Below are 17,931 nucleotides of genomic sequence, written 5' to 3' on the forward strand. Positions count from 1 at the left end.
GCCTGAGCCTGCCGTTGAGCCTAGCGCAAATGATTCTCAATTAACTGCGCAAGTGGATGATCCGCGTACTTTATTACGCTGTGCGCCGCAAGAATTAACGGGCGAGTGGACGCCAGAAAAATGGGACTACTGGCTACAATGCGCCCGTGAAGCTGGGAGTTTGGCGCCCGATGAATTGGCACTGGCACGTCAAGGAATGATGACCGGGCACTGTAACGCTAAAGCGGTCTTTGTTACGGCGGTGGATAGTAAGCATCTGCAAGCTACTTTTCAGCAGCTGGCGGCAAAATTACAAGAACAGTTTACGCAAGCAGACATTAGCTTGCAGATAGATGGCAGTATTATGCAAGCCGATGATAAGACGCCTGAACGTCGTCAACAAAAACGCCTTATTGAAGCGCGTATAGTGGCAGAGTCTAGATTGCTTAATACGCCCGTTATGCAGTATTTGACGGAGCGCGGTGAAGGAAAAATGGGTAAGGTTCAGTTATATTAAAGCGTTCAGTTATATTAAACAATGTTCAATTTTATGATTGGCAATCTTTAATCAGTAAACCTTTATATATTTTATTATAATTCTCCAAATATCAAGGCAATATCAATTTATCGCCTTGATATTTTTCGTTTTATTAATGACTAAATAGCTTCGGATGACTAACAGAGTTATAGTAAAAAACTGTAAGATTTATTATAATCCGCTATAATGGTTAAGTTATATTAAAAACTAAAAAGCAGCTTAGGTGGAAATATGTTAGATAATTTACGTGGTATGGCTGTGTTTGCCAGTGTAGTCGGACACGGCTCTTTTAGTGGTTCAGCTCGCGAATTGGGTATTACGACCAGTGCGGTCAGCCAACAGATACGTTCTTTAGAAAACGAGCTTGGCGTAGTACTCCTACATCGCTCAACTCGTAAGCTTAGCTTAACAGAAGCGGGCGCAAGCTTTTATGAAGCGGCAAAAGATGTGGTCAGTGCCGCTGAACAAGGGCGTATTAAAGTCAACCAATTACGTGATGAGCTTGCGGGTAGCTTACGTATTGCAACGACGCCTGAGCTTGGCGTTCACCATATTTTGCCCGCTCTATCGACTTGGATGTCGGCGCACGATGACCTTAGCATTACTTATTTTGCTGATAATCATTATATTGATATGATTGATGAGCGTATCGATATTGCGGTACGTATGAGCCCTAATATCAATGACTCAACCTTGAGCAATCATCCGTTATCTGATGTGCGTCAACTGTTGGTCGCCTCACCGCAGTATTTGCGTCAGCATAAAAAGATTGAAACGCCAAAAGACTTAGCAGACCATCAGCTGATTTGTATCGATATCATGAAGGATGCAAGTCATGTCGAGCTTACTCAGACCGAAACAGGCAAGAAAACACGCATCAAAATGAATTCGCGTATCCACACCAACAACGTCTTTATGGCGATGACTTTAGCAAAGGAAGGTCATGGTATAATTCGTATCATGGAGATGGACGTCAAAAGAGAGCTTGAAAATGGCAATTTGGTCGAAGTGTTGACTGGTTATCAGCTGCCAAGTTTCGTGCTATATGCCGTCACCTTAAACCGTGATCAGCAACCAGCAAAAATCACCCGTTGCTTAGAAGTATTAAAAAAGTACTTTCACGCCAATTAAGTTAAGTATTTAGTAATATCTGATTAAAATGCTTTTAAAGTGTTAAAAGGCAAAAAGCCTATAGATAATGTATCTATAGGCTTTTTCTAGTTTTAAACTTTGATTAATTCAACCGTTTAAAACGAAGGTTTCAATAAATTAACCAAACGCTCAACCACTTGTGAGCTTTCATCACGGCTCATATTAAGCGGCGGCAATAGTCGAATCACATGCCCGCCTGTGACATTAATGATTAATTTTTGCTCATCACGGGCACGGTCAACCAATTTGCTACAATCCATCTCTTCTGGTAGCGCGATACCAATCATCATCCCTGCGCCGCGAGTGCTAACGCCATATCGTCCAAGCGCATTAACCACGCCTTCACGGATGAACTGTCCTTCGGTGACGGCATTGTCCATGATACTGTCATCAGCAAGCACTTCATAAACGCTATGTACTACGCGACTGGCTAGCGGCGTGCCACCATAGGTTGAGCCGTGACTACCGGCGCCAAACAAGCCATTGGCACGCCCGCGTACCATGCAAGCACCTACAGGGAAACCGTTACCTAAGCCTTTGGCCGTGGTTAAGACATCAGGGCGTGCATTGCTATGCTGATACGCAAAGTACTTGCCCGTACGACCGTTACCGGTTTGTACTTCATCGAGCATAAATAACCAATCATGACTACCGCATATAGCTTGTAGTTGCTCAAGATACGTAAAGCCATTGGCTGCGGTATTTAAACCACCTTCGCCTTGTATAGGCTCGACAAATACCGCACAGATATCATCATGGTCATGAGCGGCTTGTTCAATCGCGGCGATATCACCAAAGGGCACACGAATAAAGTCTTTATCTAAGGTATAAAAACCTTCACGGGCTTTAGGGTTAGCAGTTGCTGATAACGATAGCAAGGTACGACCATGAAAAGACTGTTCCATAACGATAACTTTTGGGCGTTTAAAACCTTGCTGATGCGCATAGAGCCGTGCCAGTTTTAATGCCGCTTCATTGGCTTCAGCGCCACTATTAGCAAAAAATACGCTGTCCATTTGCGCGGCATTACATAGAGCTTCGCCAGCTCGCTCTTGCCAATCAATGCCAAATAAATTACTGGTATGCACTAAGGTTGCTGCTTGCTGCTGAATAGCCTCAGTTACTTCTGGATGACAATGCCCCAAGCCGCATACTGCGATACCCGTCAAGGCATCTAAGTAGGGCGTCTCATCTTTGGTATAAAGCCAACTGCCTGAACCGCGGGTGAAGCTAATTGGTTGACGATTGTAAGTGGGCATCAGGTAAGTAGCAGACATGTAAAACATCCTTGGAATTATATAAAGGTTAGAGGGCTAAAGAGATTGGGATTAATTAGAGTTCATCAGAAAACGGCGTCGATTCGGCAGGTAAGGTATATTCTTCACTTGCCCATGCGCCTAAGTCAATAAGCTTGCAGTGATGACTGCAAAACGGCTTATATTTATTGTCTTGCCACGCAGTTTGGTTGCCGCATTCTGGACAAGGATAGGTTTTGGGTAAGGGGTTGGTATTGTGGTCGCTGTTGCTAGAAGTAGATTCAGTCATAATAAAAGTAGGTATATCCTATGGGCTATCAATAAATGCTGTCATTTAAGACAGCGCTTCTAATCAATAGCGAGTATGAATAATGTGAGTTTTCCAGCTTTATAAGCAATCGCCCTGCGTCATTAATAATTGTCATTCGATAAGCGTGGAGGTTGTATTACTATTGGGCTGGATTGACTATATAATAGCATGCGACCGGATAATGACAAATGACAAATCCCTTAAGGATAGTAGATGACTGACAATTTTGAGCTTTCGCATCAGCAGCAGCGCGCCTTTCAACCACAAAAACTCTCAGCTCCACGCGATTTTATAATGCCGGATATATTGGTTGACGCCGAGCTGCCTTTGGTATTGGAGATTGGCGCAGGGAAGGGCAAGCATGCGCTTAGCTTCGCACTGCAACATCCTGATAAGCACTTGATAGCCATCGAGCGTACGCGTAATAAATTCGATGCTTTTGCTAAAATGGCAGCGCAGCAAAAGTCATGCAACCTCAGCGAGATTCATGCTGATGCCATCGCTTGGATTGTCCACGCCATTGCACCAAACAGTATCGAGCGTATCTTTATCTTATATCCCAATCCTGAGCAACATAACCCTAACCAACAGTGGTTAAATATGCCTTTTTTTGAATTCTTGCTTTCTCGTTTGCAAGTAGGCGGAGAAGTAGTGCTGGCGACTAATATAGAGGCATATATGGATAATGCAGAGCAGCAAGCCAATGAGGTCTGGTGCTTACCGAATACGCGTCATAAAGTCGCTAGCGATAGTCAGCGTACACACTTTGAAGTCAAGTATCTAGCGCGCGGTGAAACTTGTTGGCAGTTAAACATGCGTAAGCCTGACGGTTATCAAACCCGATTCGACAATTGGCGGGCAAGTAATGAAGCATAAAAAATAGCCTAAGTAAAATAATGAATTATACTTAAAATTACTGAATAAAAAATTAAGGACAAAGAGCATGAAACAAAAATGTATTATCAAGAAGATAATTATATAAAATAGCCTAAGTAAGTAAAAAAAACATAAAAAAGACCGCCACAAAAGGGCGGTCCAAAAAATATCACTTTCTCATCTTATAAAAAAGGCTTTACCAGTTTATTAGAATCCGTATGCGCATCTAGCACTGTCAAAAAGGTATAAGCACCGATAAATTTTCTACTGATAAACATAAATTCTTTAGGTGGCAGATTGAACTCGAAAGACTGTATTGCTCGCGTAGCGTTATTTGAGAGGCGAGTATGTAATTTACTATTGGCCCAGATATAACGCTGCTGTTCATCTAAGCAATTTTTGGGAATATCAGGGTTTAAAGTAGGGTCGCTAAAGGGTTCTGTCGCTAATAAAAACAATGAAGCGATATCTGAACGTACTTTATCACTCATGCTATCAAAGAAATCATAACCGGTCATAGCGCGTTTCATTGCGTGATGGTCATGACGATAGCCAGCTCGTAATAGCCCGTGCGCAATGGTTAGTAAGTTATCATCAAATTGGCGAATGGCACCAAAATCTAGCAAGACCAGCTTATCGATTTCGTTTTCATCAGCAGCGACACGAACGAGGTAATTACCAAAATTCGGATCCGTTTGCATCTCGCCCCATACAAAAATCTCTTGCATCATGATTTCGATAGCGGCTTGACCGATAGCGTTGCGGCGCTCATGTGACAATAACTGTAGCGCTTCCGAGACCACCGTAATGCCTGGCTCATAAGACATGCATAACAAGCGTTTGGTTGAGTAAGTACGATTGATTTTGGGTACGATATAACGCGGGTCGCCTAGTAAGCGCTCATAAAAACGCTCCGTTGTCGCTGCTTCCGCTTCGTAGTCAACTTCATGATGGAGGAGGTCACGTATCTCTTCAAACCATGCATCGAGGGCGCGTGTTTGCGGTACGATATTACTGACTTTTAATAAACGCTTAAATAAAGCCAAGTCAGAATTGATGGCATCGGCCACACCGGGATATTGGATTTTTAACACCACTTGCTCGCCCGTTGCCAATACCGTTGCGCGATGAACTTGGGCGAGGGAAGCGGTACCAATAGGAACGGGATCAACTTCTAACTCATTTAACTTCGTGCCTAATAATTGGCGTAATGTGACCTCGATTTTTGGCCATGCTAAGGTGGCGGTATCGTCATTGAGTGTTTGCAGGGCGCGCGTGATTTCAGGCGGTAATATATGCTCGCCATAAATTGCCAGCATTTGGCCAATTTTTACCACCGAGCCCTTTAATTTACCCAGCTCTTCTGCCAGATAATGCGCCTGTTCTTCCATAAAAATTTGATTGCGCGCCGTACGTGCTTCTTTATTCAAAAACATACCAGACACACTATTACCTGCCCAACGACGACCGATATTTAAGGAAGTTTTTGCAATAGACATCCGACGCTCAAACCCTGAGGTCTTCAGGTTGTCGATGGATTGCTTATTATTAGACGGTTTATTATTAGAGGGTCTAGAGGTATCATTTGCCATAAATATAATCATTCATCCGGTTGCTATTGATGTGCGGGCGTAAACCGACAATACAAGGAGATGCGACGTACTGGTACAAAATTGTATCATATAATGGGTGGTAGATTGAGCTGCCTGCGCCTAGCATGAGCCGTTACTTTGTAAATTAACGTATGCTTATTAAAAGTACATCTATGAATTGCTATGTTACAGGCTACGACCGAGCATTAAAGCGCTCAAAATTATGCGCCACGATGATGACCTTTATTCTAACATTAAGCCGCCAAAGATAAATTTTAAAATACGCTCATAAAAAAATGAGCAAACGAAAAATCCGACCTAGCATTACACTAGGTCGGATTACCATAAAAACAATATAAGAAAAACGATATAAGTTTTAAATTGGCTTAACCTTATTAAACGTTTTCGCGCGCAATCGCATGGTGTCCGATATCACGGCGATAATGAGCGCCATCAAAACTAATCGCGCCTGTTACGGTCAATGCGGCTTGCTGTGCACCAGAAATGCTATCAGCCAATGCCGTCACGCACAATACACGCCCGCCATTGGTCACCACTTCTTTCTCATCATTATCATCACTATGCGTATCGTTATTAGAGAAAGCCGTACCAGCATGAAAAACTTTGACTGACTTTTGATTGTCATTATCTAACTCTGGCAAGCCGGTAATTACATCACCTTTAGATGAGGTTTCAGGATAGCCTTTTGAAGCAACGACAATACCGAGAGCAGGGCGCTTATCCCAATTGGCTGCGGTTGGTAATTTACCCTCTAGCCCTTGTGCGACCAAGTCAACCATCGATGATTGTAAACGCATCAAAATTGGCTGCGTTTCTGGGTCGCCAAAACGGCAGTTAAATTCAATTACATACGGGTCACCCGCATCATCAATCATCAGCCCAGCATATAAAAATCCAGTATAAGGGTGACCAGCGGCTTTCATTGCATCAACAACAGGTTGGATAACTTGCGCCATTACCTTATCGTGAACGTCTTGGGTGACGACTGGGGCAGGGGAGTAAGCGCCCATGCCACCAGTATTTGGTCCCGTATCGCCTTCAAACGCACGTTTATGGTCTTGGCTGGTTGCCATCGGCAAGATGTTGTTACCATCTACCATGCAAATAAAGCTGGCTTCTTCCCCTTGCAAGAATTGCTCGATAACCACACGGCTACCAGCATCGCCAAATTTATTGTCCGCAAGCATATCGTCAATTGCTTCGTGCGCCTGCTCGATGGTTTCGGCGACGATAACGCCTTTACCTGCAGCAAGGCCGTCGGCTTTGATCACAATCGGTGCGCCTTGCTCATCGATATAGGCTTTGGCAGCAGTAGCGTCCGTAAACCCTTGATAAGCTGCGGTTGGTATTTTGTTTTGTGCCATAAATTCTTTTGCAAAGGTTTTTGAGCCTTCAAGCTGCGCACAATAAGCGGTTGGCCCCCATGCTTTAATACCGGCTGCGCGGCAAGCATCAACGATACCGGTTACCAGCGGCGCTTCTGGACCGACAATCACCATATCAATGGCATTATTTTGGCAAAATTCGATGACAGCACTGTGTTCGTCAGCATCGGCTATATCTTCTAAGGTGACGTTTTGGCATTTGGGCTCAAGGGCGGTGCCAGCATTACCGGGAGCGACATAGATGTTTTGTACCTTGTCGTCTTTTGCACACTGCCATGCGAGTGCGTGTTCGCGACCACCTGAGCCAATCACCAAAATATTCATCATACGTCTGCCCTTAGCATCAAAATTCATTGTAAGTTGTTTGTGAGTTAGTTTTTTGGGAGTTAATAGCGAGCCAGCAAAATCTGCTGCAATATACTGCGGTATTCTAACAAAAAAACGCCATGATTGTCATGAGTATCCACCTGCCAGCAAGTTTTAGATGAGGTTAGGGTGTTATTGTCTTAATTACTAAATACTCTATCTTTAACTGTCTCATTATCAAAGGTTATCGACATCTTAGTGATTCATGAAATGATGTTGTACGCTTTTGCTAGACGCCGCAGTGCGTTACACTTTGATAGGTTGGCACTAGTAGATACCAATGATTGGTTATTGAAAAAACGAGAACGACAAACCTATAACAAAGGACAATGGATATGCCTCACAACTTAAATATCGCAAAAGAGCGGATAAGCCAGATAAGCGATATTGCCACCAGCTATGTACAAAAAGACAAATCGCTATTTGACCATTTTATTCATAGCTATTATCAGACGCTGCATCAAGAAGTGGCGAAAGATATCAGTAATATGGATTTGGCTGGTATGGCGCTGCATCATTTTACTTTGCTTAAAGCCTATGACGGCAGCCAGCCGCAGCTTGCTATTTTAAACCCCATCGCCGAAGAGCAGCATTTTCATAGCTCGCATACGGTTATCCAAATAGTCGCTTACGATAGACCATTTTTGGTCGATACCATTTTAATGAGCTTGGAAGCAGAAGGTATCGATGTCCATCGTACCTATAATATCATTATCGGGGTTGAGCGCGATGAAAGCGGCGATATCACTCATGTCGAAAGCGCCCATGAAAGTGACACATCAAAAATGTCTTTGATTCATTGCGAAATCGCTTATCAAAACAATGATGAGTTGGCAGCTCTAAAGCAGATGCTGCTGGCAAAAATTGATACCCTTGATATCGTCGTTGATGATTGGCAACAGATACGCGGCAAGCTGACCGATATAAAAGCGGAGCTGGCTGGTCAAAATCTACCCGAAGTGTATTATTCGCCGCAAGAAATTCAAGCGTTTTTGGATTGGGTATTAGACGAGCATTTTATCTTTTTAGGCTATCGCGAGTACCGCTTAGAAAATGATAACAATTTAGACTTATTTGCCATTGGTAATAGTGGGCTTGGCCTGTTGCGCGGCGGTAGTGAGGATACGCTCTCAAAAAGCTTTGATGAGTTGCCTCATAATCTAAAAAAATTATTAACCGAGCCACGCGTATTGATGTTGTCTAAATCAAGCCGTGTATCACCCGTTCATCGCCCGGTATACATGGATTTTTTAGGTATTCATAAGTTTGATGACCATGGCAAGCTGATTGGCGAATATCGCTTTATTGGTCTCTTTACCGCGCAAGCCTATCAGCTAAGCGTACAACAGATTCCGCTGCTGCGTGAAAAAGCCAATAAGATCATGGCGATGGCGGATTTGCCACGTGACGGTCATGCGTATCATAAAATGATGCATGTGATTAACTCTTTACCGCGTGATGATTTGTTTCAAGCCAGCGTTGAAGAGTTATATCCTATCGTCTCTGGTATTAGCCAATTGCAAGATAAAAAAAGTTTGCGCTTATTTAGCCGAGTCGATCATTATCAGCGCTTTGTATCCTGCTTGGTCTATATCCCGCGCGATAAATTCAATACCGAGCTGCGTATTAAAGTACAAAACGTCTTAAAAGACGCTTACGGCGGTACGTCATCTGGCTTTACCACGGAATTTAATGAATCAGAACACGCCCGCGTCCATGTGCATGTTCGAACTGTGCCAGGTCAAGTGAATGATGTGGATACGGCGGCGCTACAAGATAAGCTGTCGGCTCTTATGCAATCATGGCGCGATAATTATCAAAAAATGCTGCTCGATAATGTCGGCGAGCAGCAAGCAAATGCCTTAATGCGCCGCTTCTTAAGCTATATTCCAGCAGCCTATCAAGAACGCTTTGATGCGCGGACGGCGGTCGAAGATACCAAACGTCTGGCGAGTTTAAATGACGAGCAGCCAATGATTTGGCATTTATATAAGTCAACGGGCGGCGCCAGCAATCAGCTGCACCTAAAACTATATGGTCGCCAAAACCCTGTGATTCTCTCAAAAGTCTTGCCGGTACTAGAAAACTTTGGCGTATCGGTCATTTCTGCCCAAACCTATGAGTTCGATTTACCAGAGCAGCCGATTTGGATGCAAGAGTATGAGCTGGTATTGGAACATGTTGACACCATCGATATGCAAGTGGTACGCGCGCAGTTTGAAGATAGCCTTAAGCAAATATGGGCAGGGCGCGTTGAGAGTGATTCCTTTAATGAGCTGGTATTAACCACCAAACTCGATACGTACGATGTGGTGGTACTGCGTGCCTTATCGCGTTATATGATGCAAGCAAAAGCGCCGTTCTCTAGTGCTTATATTCAGCAAACCGTGGTAAAAAATAGTGCCATTAGCATTGCCTTAAGCGAGCTATTCGATGCGCGCATGAATCCTAAATACAGTGAAGAGGAGCGCGCCAGCAAAACCAGTCAAACTCGAGAGCAAATCAACAGCGCCTTGGCTGGTGTCAGTAGTTTAGATGAAGATCGTATCCTGCGTTGGTATTTAGATTTGATTAATGCCATGGTGCGTACCAACTTCTATCAAAGAGAAGCAGATGGTCAACGTAAAGACCGTTTATCGTTTAAGTTTTTGGCGGCAGATATTCCAAACTTACCCAAACCTAAGCCTATGTTTGAGATATTTGTTTATTCACCGCGCGTTGAAGCGGTGCATTTACGCGGCGGTAAAGTCGCTCGCGGCGGGCTGCGCTGGTCGGACCGTATGGAAGATTTCCGTACCGAAGTACTTGGTCTAGTCAAAGCGCAAATGGTCAAAAACGCGGTCATTGTCCCGGTTGGCTCCAAAGGCGGTTTTATCGTCAAGACCAAAACCATGGCTGATGGCCGTGAAGCTTTCCAAGCAGAGGGCATCGCCTGTTATCAAGCGTTCCTGCGCGGTATGCTGGATGTGACCGACAATATTGTCGATGGCAAAATTGTCCCGCCAGCCAATACGGTGCGTCACGACGAAGATGACCCGTACTTAGTCGTTGCTGCTGATAAAGGTACCGCTACCTTCTCAGATATCGCCAATGCCTTATCAAGCGAGTATAACTTTTGGCTCGATGATGCCTTTGCTTCAGGCGGCTCGGTCGGTTATGACCATAAAGCGATGGGTATCACCGCTCGCGGTGGTTGGGAATCGGTCAAACGCCACTTCCGTATGCGCGGTATGGACATTCAAAACCGTGATGATTTCACCGTTGTTGGTATTGGCGATATGAGTGGCGACGTTTTTGGTAACGGCATGCTCAGATCGACGCACACCAAGTTGGTCGCAGCCTTTAACCATCTACATATCTTTATCGATCCAAACCCAGATACCGCCGCGTCTTATACCGAGCGTGAGCGTTTATTTAATCTGCCGCGTTCAACGTGGGACGACTATGAAAAATCGCTCATTAGCCAAGGTGGTGGCGTGTTCTCACGTCAAGATAAAACCATTGTTATTAGCCCTGAGATGAAAGCATTATTTGAGATCAGTGAAGACAGCCTTGCGCCCAACGAGTTAATCAGTGCGCTGCTAAAATCGCCAGTTGATTTGATTTGGAATGGCGGTATCGGTACTTACGTGAAAAGTGCCAATGAAAGTCATGCCGATGTCGGTGATCGCGCCAATGATGCCGTACGCGTCAACGGTGGTGAGCTACGCACGGCAGTCGTCGGCGAAGGCGGTAACTTAGGCTTTACTCAGCAAGGGCGTATCGAATACGCACAAACGGGCGGGCGTATTTATACCGATGCCATTGACAACTCAGGCGGCGTCAACTGCTCGGATCATGAAGTCAATATTAAGATTTTACTGGGTAAAGTGGTTGAGCAAGGCGACATGACGCTCAAGCAGCGTAATGAGCTCTTAGAGTCTATGACCGATACGGTCGCTGAATTGGTACTGCGCCAAAACTATCTACAACCACAGGCGCTTGAGCTCAGCCATCTACGCGCGGCGGCAAATTTAAGTGACCATCAACGCTTTATTCAAATGTTAGAAAGTGAAGGTCGTCTTGATCGCGCCATTGAATATCTGCCATCGGATGAAGAAATCGCCAAACGCCAAAAAGCGGGCACAGGTCTCACCAATCCAGAGCTGGCAGTTGTGATGGCTTACGGCAAAATGTGGGTGTACGATAATTTGTTGGCGTCAGATTTGCCTGATGCGCCGTATTTCGTTAATGAGCTGCGCCAATACTTCCCTGATGAGCTGGCAGCAAACTTCTTTGATGAGATGAAAGAACATCGCTTGCACCGTGAAATCATCAGTACTTATTTAACCAATAGCATCGTCAACCGTTTGGGTATCGAAGCCTTATTCCGTTTATTTGAGGAAACGGGGCAAACGCTTGCTACGATTGCGCGCGGCTATGCAATTGCTCGTGATGTCTTCCATGTATCCAAAGCTTGGGAAAAACTTGAGTCACTAGACAACCAAGTCGATGCGACCTTGCTACTCGAGCTTGAGCTGCGTTTGCGTGATGCGCTTGAAAATGGCGTAGTGTGGTTTATCAATGCCTTTGGGCAGGACTTGCAAGTAGCCGATATGATCGAGCGCTTTGAAGACAGTGTCGAAAAATTAACCAAAGCAGGCGGTTTTATCGAGCAGCAGTTCTCAGAGTATTTGCAAGAAGACATCACAAGCTTAACGGAAAACGAGCTGTCTGCAGATGACGCGGCGATGTTCGCGATGTTGCCGTACCATGTCGATGCCCTAGATGCAGCGCTGTTGGCTGAGCAGTATGAACGCCCAGTCGATGAGATTGCCACCTTGTATTTTGAGGCCTATCACGTTTTACAGCTAGATTGGATGATGGACAATATCGCCACCTTACCGCAGCAAGACCACTGGGATCGCCGTGCGCGTCATGCCCTTGTCAACGAAGTTTCGCGCAGTCTGCGTATGCTGATGGATACTTTATTAAAGCAGCCTGATGCCAAACAAGCCTTTAATGACTGGAAATCGCGTCATGAAAGTCAGCTTGATTCCATCACCGCTGAGATGCAAAAAATTGATAGCAATGATGAAAGTGATATGAGTTTATCAACATTATCGGTATTGATGAGTGAGCTGAGTGGGCTGGTAAGTAAGTAATAAGCTAAAAAATAAGTCAGATAGCAAATTACAGAAAATCCAGATTATATGTTTATAGAAAAAAATCACCGTTATGAGTTAACGGTGATTTTTTGTTTTTCGATAATAAAAATAAAACTAAAAAGGCTAATTTAAGGTTATAAAGGTATTTAAACGGCGCATTTTGCCATCTTTTTCAACCCACACTTTCTCACCATCGTCACGATAACTAGCAAATTGTGGTTTTAGTATTACACTGCCTTTATTATTTATAATGCCAAACTTGCCCGCTTGCTTATAAATATAAAGCTGATGGTATAGCAGCTTTCTGATGGGGGCGTCTGATGCGAGGATTAACTTACCATTGGCATCGATAATCTGCGCGCTAACAATCTCGTCTTGGATATCTTCGCTCATGCCTGTAGCGGTGCTACCATCGATTAACGTACTACGCAAAAATAGCGGCGGCTTAGCAGAAGTATTAAACGCTTCGATATGTTGATGAGCGGCAAACGGAATGATAACGTCATTGTTTTGGTCAATGAGCGCGGTCTCGTCGTTTAAGCTTACTTGTAAATATAAAAGCTGACCTGTACAAGCATTTAACGGATGAATCGCCTCATACTTTGGCACGATTGCCCAGTAGCCTTTATCATCAAGCAGTCCTGTACGCCCTTGATCACTAGTCATTTTAAAATAATCTTGGTCATGATCAGAATCGTAGTGCGCATGCTCGATACGCGCCGCGGTGAGTGGAAAAATCCAGTCGCCATGACGATTAATAATACCTTGTCTGGTTGTCGCATCTGATGGTTTGACGCTGACAATAAAGCTGGTTGCGATATCCGGCTCGGTTTGAATAGCGTCATAGTCAAAAGGGACAATGATCTTGCCAGCAGCATTGATAACGCCGTATTTACCATCCTGCTTAGCAAGCACATAGCTGTCCATTACGATATAAGCATCGGACAAATTATCCATGACAACATGACCACTTAGGTCTTGCAGCTGCTGCGACCCGTCAGCTTGTTCGATCAACTTGCCAGCAAACGGCGTATTATTTTCAATACGCTCAAAGTAGCTACTGGGTAAAGTTCCGGCGCAATTAATCGTCGCCTGCGCAGACGTCAAACTTAAAGTAAAAGCAGTAATGGTAAATATAAAAGCAATAAGCAAACGCGCATTAATATAAATAATTTTAAATAGAGTATGCATAAATGTGCCACCTTAAAATTACTTTAGCCATTAACTGGCAATATGATAACAGCCTTGTCCAGTGATTTTACTAAAGCCACCTGAGAGCTTAGTGACTTGAATTTGGGTCAAAATACGCTCTTTTAGCGCCTGCACATGTGAGATGACGCCAATCAATTTGCCTTCTTGCTGTAAGCTGGTCAAGGTATCGAGGGCGATATCCAGTGATTCCTCATCAAGGGTGCCAAAGCCTTCGTCCAAAAATAACGAATCGACGCGAATATTATGACTGGCCATCTGCGACAGTCCGAGCGCTAATGCTAGGCTGATAATAAAGCCTTCACCGCCAGAGAGATTTTTAGTGCTGCGTCTCTCGCCACCTTGATAGTTGTCAATGACATTGAGCTCGAGCGGACTATTGTCGTCACGCGCCAGCAAATAGCGATCGCTCATTTTATGCAGCTGGGCATTGGCATGGGTCACCATGATATCAAAGGTCAGACCTTGGGCAAAGGTACGATACTTTTTGCCACTGCTTGAGCCTATCAGTTCATTGAGCTGTCGCCAGACTTGCAAGGTGTCTTTTTGATGAGCAATGGCTTGGCGCTGAGCCTGCTGGTTGCCTTTTTTCTCTTCATTGTCTTTGAGCTGTTGGCTCATTGCGCCGATTGCTTCAATCAAGCGCTGCAATTCATTTTGTGCCAATTGCTGCTGCTCAGCCAGCGACTCTCTATCTTCAGTGGTTAAAGGGTTGGCTTTTTTCTCCGCCAGTGCTTGCAAGGTTTGAGTCAATAGGGATTGCGCTTGCTTGAGCGTATCGTTGATTTGCTGCTGCTGCTCGGTTAAGTGATGACGCTCGGCAGCTGGCAGGCGCGCGCGCATGAATTCTGCTTCATCGCTAAAGTCAGAGCTGGCGAGCGCGGTTTTAAAAATATCTTCTTGCTTGGCAAGAGCAGTGCTAGCGGTCGTTAATTGCTCGGCAAGCAGCTGCTGCTGTCGTTGTAATTGTTTGAGAGTGAGCTCAGCACTATCTAACTGCCGCTGCGCTGCTGCTTTTTCGCTATTCGCCTGTTCAAGGACAGTGCGTAACCTTGCTTCTTCTGCATCAGGATTGATATTAATATTGCTATTATCATTATCAGTGTTTGGCACATTACCTGCAAAAATATTGTCTGCAAAAATATCGCGCCGCTCAACGGTTAATTGCGCCAGTGTCTTAGTTTTTGTATTAATTGCTTGCAGCAAATCATCAAGCTCAGTCTCTTCTTTATCTAACTGAGCTTGTTTAGTTTCGATTTGCACGGTCATGCTGCTAAGCGCAGTGATTAGGTTTTGTTGGGCATTTTTATAAGCAGTAAACTGCTGCTTTAGTTGCACTAAGCTACTACGCTGCTGACGCAGCGCATCAAGGTGAACCTCATAGTCAGCTTTATTTAGCATAACTTGCTGGTCAATACTCGCTAGCAGCGGCTGTAAAGCAGCAGGTTTGGTAACAGCATCTAGCTCATACTTGCCCACAAGATATTTATTTAATATCGCCAATATAGCGTCTTTGAGCTGCGTTAATTCGGCAAAATTCGTCGAGATTTTTTTCTCGATAGCATCCAAAGCCAGCGTGCTTATTTGACTATTGCTCTTAATCTCATGAATATCAGTGGCAAGCTGATACTGCTGCTTTTCAAACGTCTCAATGGTTTTATTCGTTTTAGCAAGCTCATCGCTTAGTGCTTCATGTTGTGTAAGCGTGTCTTTTAAAGACTGCTTGCGCTCGCTAAGTTGGTCTTTAATCGTCTCTAGCAATAACAAACCATCTTTTATTAAGCGCTCTTTTATCAGTGTGCAATCTGTTGAGTCGTCAGCTATTTGTTCACTCAACAAATCCATATCTATGCCAATTTGGCCAAGCTGAGTCATGCTTGCAGTCACGGCGTTAGAATAGGTTTTAGCCAAAAGCGGCTGTATTAAGTCATTGCTGTCCGCGCCCAGTTTTTTGATCTGCTCATAGAGTGGGGTTTTTTGCTCGTGCAACTGCTTAATCTGATTTTGTGTGGTGGCATATTCGATACGCTGCTTGGATAGGGTTTGTTCTAGCGCATTGATCGTCGTATCCAGCTCGCTTATTTGCTGCTGCATTTGAGTCACTTCGGCCGGCTCTTTGTTCAATACAGGATGATGCGCGCCGTAGGGATGCTCGCGCGCACCGCAAAGCGGGCAAGGATCGCCCTCTTTTAGTTGGGTAATATAACGCTCTAAACTGGCAACCTGTTGCCATGAATCGAGCAGCTTTTGCTTATCTTGACGTCGGTCTTTGGCGTCTGCCATAAGCGCTTCGTTGTCAGTAATGCTCGCCGCCAGTTTGGTCAAGGTATCATTAATGGTCGGCAGGGCAGTGTTTATCTTATTGATTTGGCTAGCAAGCGCTTCAATTTGCTGTGCCTTAGAGCTCACTTGCTCTATCTGGCTGTGCGTGTGCTCAATCTGCTCTTGCTCATCACGTATAGCAGCCAATGACTGCGTTTGGGTTAATGCTGCCTGCTGTTTTTGCAAAGTGGCTAGCGCTTCACGCGCTTTGGCAATCAAAGCGTTGGTCGCATCTTGCTGCTGCTGACATTGATCAAGATTGGTTTGATATTGGATAGATTGCTGATGATGAGCAATTTTTTCGTTTGCCAAAGCGGCATTATCTTGCAGCAGCGCTTTTAAGCGGCTGCCATGACTATCAAAATTTGCCGCATCGGTATCTATATCGTGCAAAGCGGCGGCGTCAATCAAATATTTTTCTATCGTTGCTAACTGGGCCTTGTCCTGATTGAATTGGACGGTATGATTTTCTATCTCTTGGCGTAAGCCTTGCGTATTGGTCGCTAGGCGTTGTTTTCTTTGCTGCTGATCGTCTAACACCTGCATTTGCTGGGCGATTGCCCCATCGAGCTTACGAGCGTGAGCAATTTTTGGTAACGTGATTTGCAGCTCGTCATAGGCGCTCTGCGTATCAGTGTCAGCTGCTTTTAGCGCATTCACCGCGTGCGCAAGGCGCTCTTGTTGCTGCGGCAACTGATGGTTTAGTGCCTGCTGATCATTTTGCAAGCGTTTAACGTCATTACGATTATGGGCAAGTTGACTGTATTGGCTGTCAATCTCCAAGGCTTTATTGGCGGCGTTAAGACGCTTAGCGTCAGGAGCGAAATCTGCCTGCGCTTGCTTGGCAACCGTAACCTCGTTTTGATGATTATCGACGTTCTTTTTTAATTCTGCCACCGTATCGAGCCAATTGATTTGCGCTTGCAGACGTTGATACTGTTGTTGCTGCTTGATTTGCGCGGTTTGATGCGAGGTTAATTTTTCCTTAATCAGCGCTTCTTCATCGGCGTCTAACAAAGTTAAACCCTCTAAGCCAAACTGTAGTTTATTTAAAATTTCTTCTTCCGCGCGTTTTTTTTCAAAAACATGGGTCGATATCGTCGCGTAGATATCTGTACCCGTGATTTTTTCTAAGATATCGGCGCGCTCATCGGCCTTAGCCTTTAAAAACGCGGAAAAACTGCCCTGCGCCAGTAAGATTGAACGCGTGAACTGCTGAAAATCCATTCGTGTCAGCTCAACAATTTTTTCTTTGGTGCGTGAGAGTTTGCTTTCTAGTATTTCATCGCCTTTAAGCTTGTCATCTTTGCTATCGGCATTACTGTCATCGTCAGTTTTGGGCGTTACCAAAGCAATCTCATGGGTGGCATCTTGCAAGTTACCATCCGCCTTGCCATAAGCGCGGCGCTGCCCCCAGCGGCAGCGATATTGCGTGCCATTTAAATCAATGACCACTTCCGCGAAACACTCTGCCGTTTGCCGCGTCATGACCTCGTTGCTACTTTTACTGATGTTATTGATCCGCGGCGTCTCACCATATAGCGCCAGACAAATCGCATCCAAAATCGTGGTCTTGCCAGCGCCAGTTTGCCCAGTAATGGCAAATATGCCTTCATTGATAAACGCGGAATCAGCGAAATCGATATGCCATTCGCCCTTTAAAGAGTTTAAGTTTTTGAGTCGCAGTTCGATTAGGCGCATGTGTCGGTCTTTGTCGTTTGAATGGATGGTTGTGCTTGGGCTTTGGAACTTATGTTTTGATGCCGCGCTCATTGCTC

General features: G+C 44.8%; 9 protein-coding genes and 1 pseudogene. 4 read left to right on the plus strand and 6 right to left on the minus strand.

Translation table 11 applies throughout. From position 1 onward, the window contains the following. Positions 1 to 496 (plus strand): annotated as a pseudogene (locus B3R91_RS06570) (DNA polymerase III subunit gamma/tau); the annotation flags it as partial. Positions 497 to 748: 252 nt separating this feature from the next. Then, the gene (locus B3R91_RS06575) at positions 749 to 1,648 is read left to right on the plus strand and encodes a LysR family transcriptional regulator (protein WP_286796916.1); all 900 of its coding nucleotides are present in this window, start codon (positions 749 to 751) and stop codon (positions 1,646 to 1,648) included. A gap of 116 nt (positions 1,649 to 1,764) precedes the next feature. Here B3R91_RS06575 and B3R91_RS06580 read toward each other — a convergent pair whose 3' ends face one another. Continuing rightward, positions 1,765 to 2,946: an aspartate aminotransferase family protein gene (locus B3R91_RS06580; RefSeq protein WP_286796917.1), complete on the minus strand. Its 1,182-nt coding sequence runs from the start codon at positions 2,944 to 2,946 to the stop codon at positions 1,765 to 1,767. Between the two features lie 55 nt (positions 2,947 to 3,001). Then, positions 3,002 to 3,214: a DNA gyrase inhibitor YacG gene (locus B3R91_RS06585; RefSeq protein WP_068405332.1), complete on the minus strand. Its 213-nt coding sequence runs from the start codon at positions 3,212 to 3,214 to the stop codon at positions 3,002 to 3,004. Positions 3,215 to 3,448: 234 nt separating this feature from the next. On the opposite strand from B3R91_RS06585, the gene B3R91_RS06590 reads away from it, so the two are divergent. Beyond that, complete coding sequence (locus B3R91_RS06590) at positions 3,449 to 4,111, plus strand: DUF938 domain-containing protein (protein WP_102077072.1); 663 nt, start codon at positions 3,449 to 3,451, stop codon at positions 4,109 to 4,111. A 182-nt stretch (positions 4,112 to 4,293) separates the two neighbouring features. On the opposite strand, the gene B3R91_RS06595 is transcribed toward B3R91_RS06590, so the two are convergent. Together B3R91_RS06595 and purD are read right to left on the minus strand one after the other, a co-directional pair. Further along, a complete protein-coding gene (locus tag B3R91_RS06595; protein WP_144296193.1) occupies positions 4,294 to 5,703 on the minus strand; it encodes an ABC1 kinase family protein in 1,410 nt (469 codons plus the stop codon). A 395-nt stretch (positions 5,704 to 6,098) separates the two neighbouring features. Continuing rightward, on the minus strand, positions 6,099 to 7,433 hold the full coding sequence (gene purD, locus B3R91_RS06600) for a phosphoribosylamine--glycine ligase (protein ID WP_286796962.1): 1,335 nt from the start codon (positions 7,431 to 7,433) through the stop codon (positions 6,099 to 6,101). 377 nt (positions 7,434 to 7,810) lie between these two features. Here purD and B3R91_RS06605 point away from each other — a divergent pair, with 377 nt between their 5' ends. After that, complete coding sequence (locus B3R91_RS06605; protein ID WP_286796918.1) at positions 7,811 to 12,619, plus strand: NAD-glutamate dehydrogenase; 4,809 nt, start codon at positions 7,811 to 7,813, stop codon at positions 12,617 to 12,619. Positions 12,620 to 12,745: 126 nt separating this feature from the next. On the opposite strand, the gene B3R91_RS06610 is transcribed toward B3R91_RS06605, so the two are convergent. Beyond that, positions 12,746 to 13,813 (minus strand): WG repeat-containing protein, encoded by a 1,068-nt coding sequence (locus B3R91_RS06610; protein ID WP_286796919.1) that lies wholly within the window; start codon positions 13,811 to 13,813, stop codon positions 12,746 to 12,748. Between the two features lie 30 nt (positions 13,814 to 13,843). Beyond that, on the minus strand, positions 13,844 to 17,854 hold the full coding sequence (locus tag B3R91_RS06615; protein WP_286796920.1) for an AAA family ATPase: 4,011 nt from the start codon (positions 17,852 to 17,854) through the stop codon (positions 13,844 to 13,846). Positions 17,855 to 17,931 lie beyond the last annotated feature (77 nt).

The organism is Psychrobacter sp. UBA6291, from assembly GCF_002439405.1.
Taxonomy (GTDB): Bacteria; Pseudomonadota; Gammaproteobacteria; order Pseudomonadales; family Moraxellaceae; genus Psychrobacter; species Psychrobacter faecalis.

Coding starts and splice junctions, on each gene's coding strand:
- B3R91_RS06580 (WP_286796917.1), bottom strand. CDS start 2,946: ATGTCTGCTACTTACCTGATGCCCACTTACAATCGTCAACCAATTAGC.
- purD (WP_286796962.1), bottom strand. CDS start 7,433: ATGAATATTTTGGTGATTGGCTCAGGTGGTCGCGAACACGCACTCGCA.
- B3R91_RS06595 (WP_144296193.1), bottom strand. CDS start 5,703: ATGGCAAATGATACCTCTAGACCCTCTAATAATAAACCGTCTAATAAT.
- B3R91_RS06605 (WP_286796918.1), top strand. CDS start 7,811: ATGCCTCACAACTTAAATATCGCAAAAGAGCGGATAAGCCAGATAAGC.
- B3R91_RS06575 (WP_286796916.1), top strand. CDS start 749: ATGTTAGATAATTTACGTGGTATGGCTGTGTTTGCCAGTGTAGTCGGA.
- B3R91_RS06615 (WP_286796920.1), bottom strand. CDS start 17,854: ATGCGCCTAATCGAACTGCGACTCAAAAACTTAAACTCTTTAAAGGGC.
- B3R91_RS06590 (WP_102077072.1), top strand. CDS start 3,449: ATGACTGACAATTTTGAGCTTTCGCATCAGCAGCAGCGCGCCTTTCAA.
- B3R91_RS06610 (WP_286796919.1), bottom strand. CDS start 13,813: ATGCATACTCTATTTAAAATTATTTATATTAATGCGCGTTTGCTTATT.
- B3R91_RS06585 (WP_068405332.1), bottom strand. CDS start 3,214: ATGACTGAATCTACTTCTAGCAACAGCGACCACAATACCAACCCCTTA.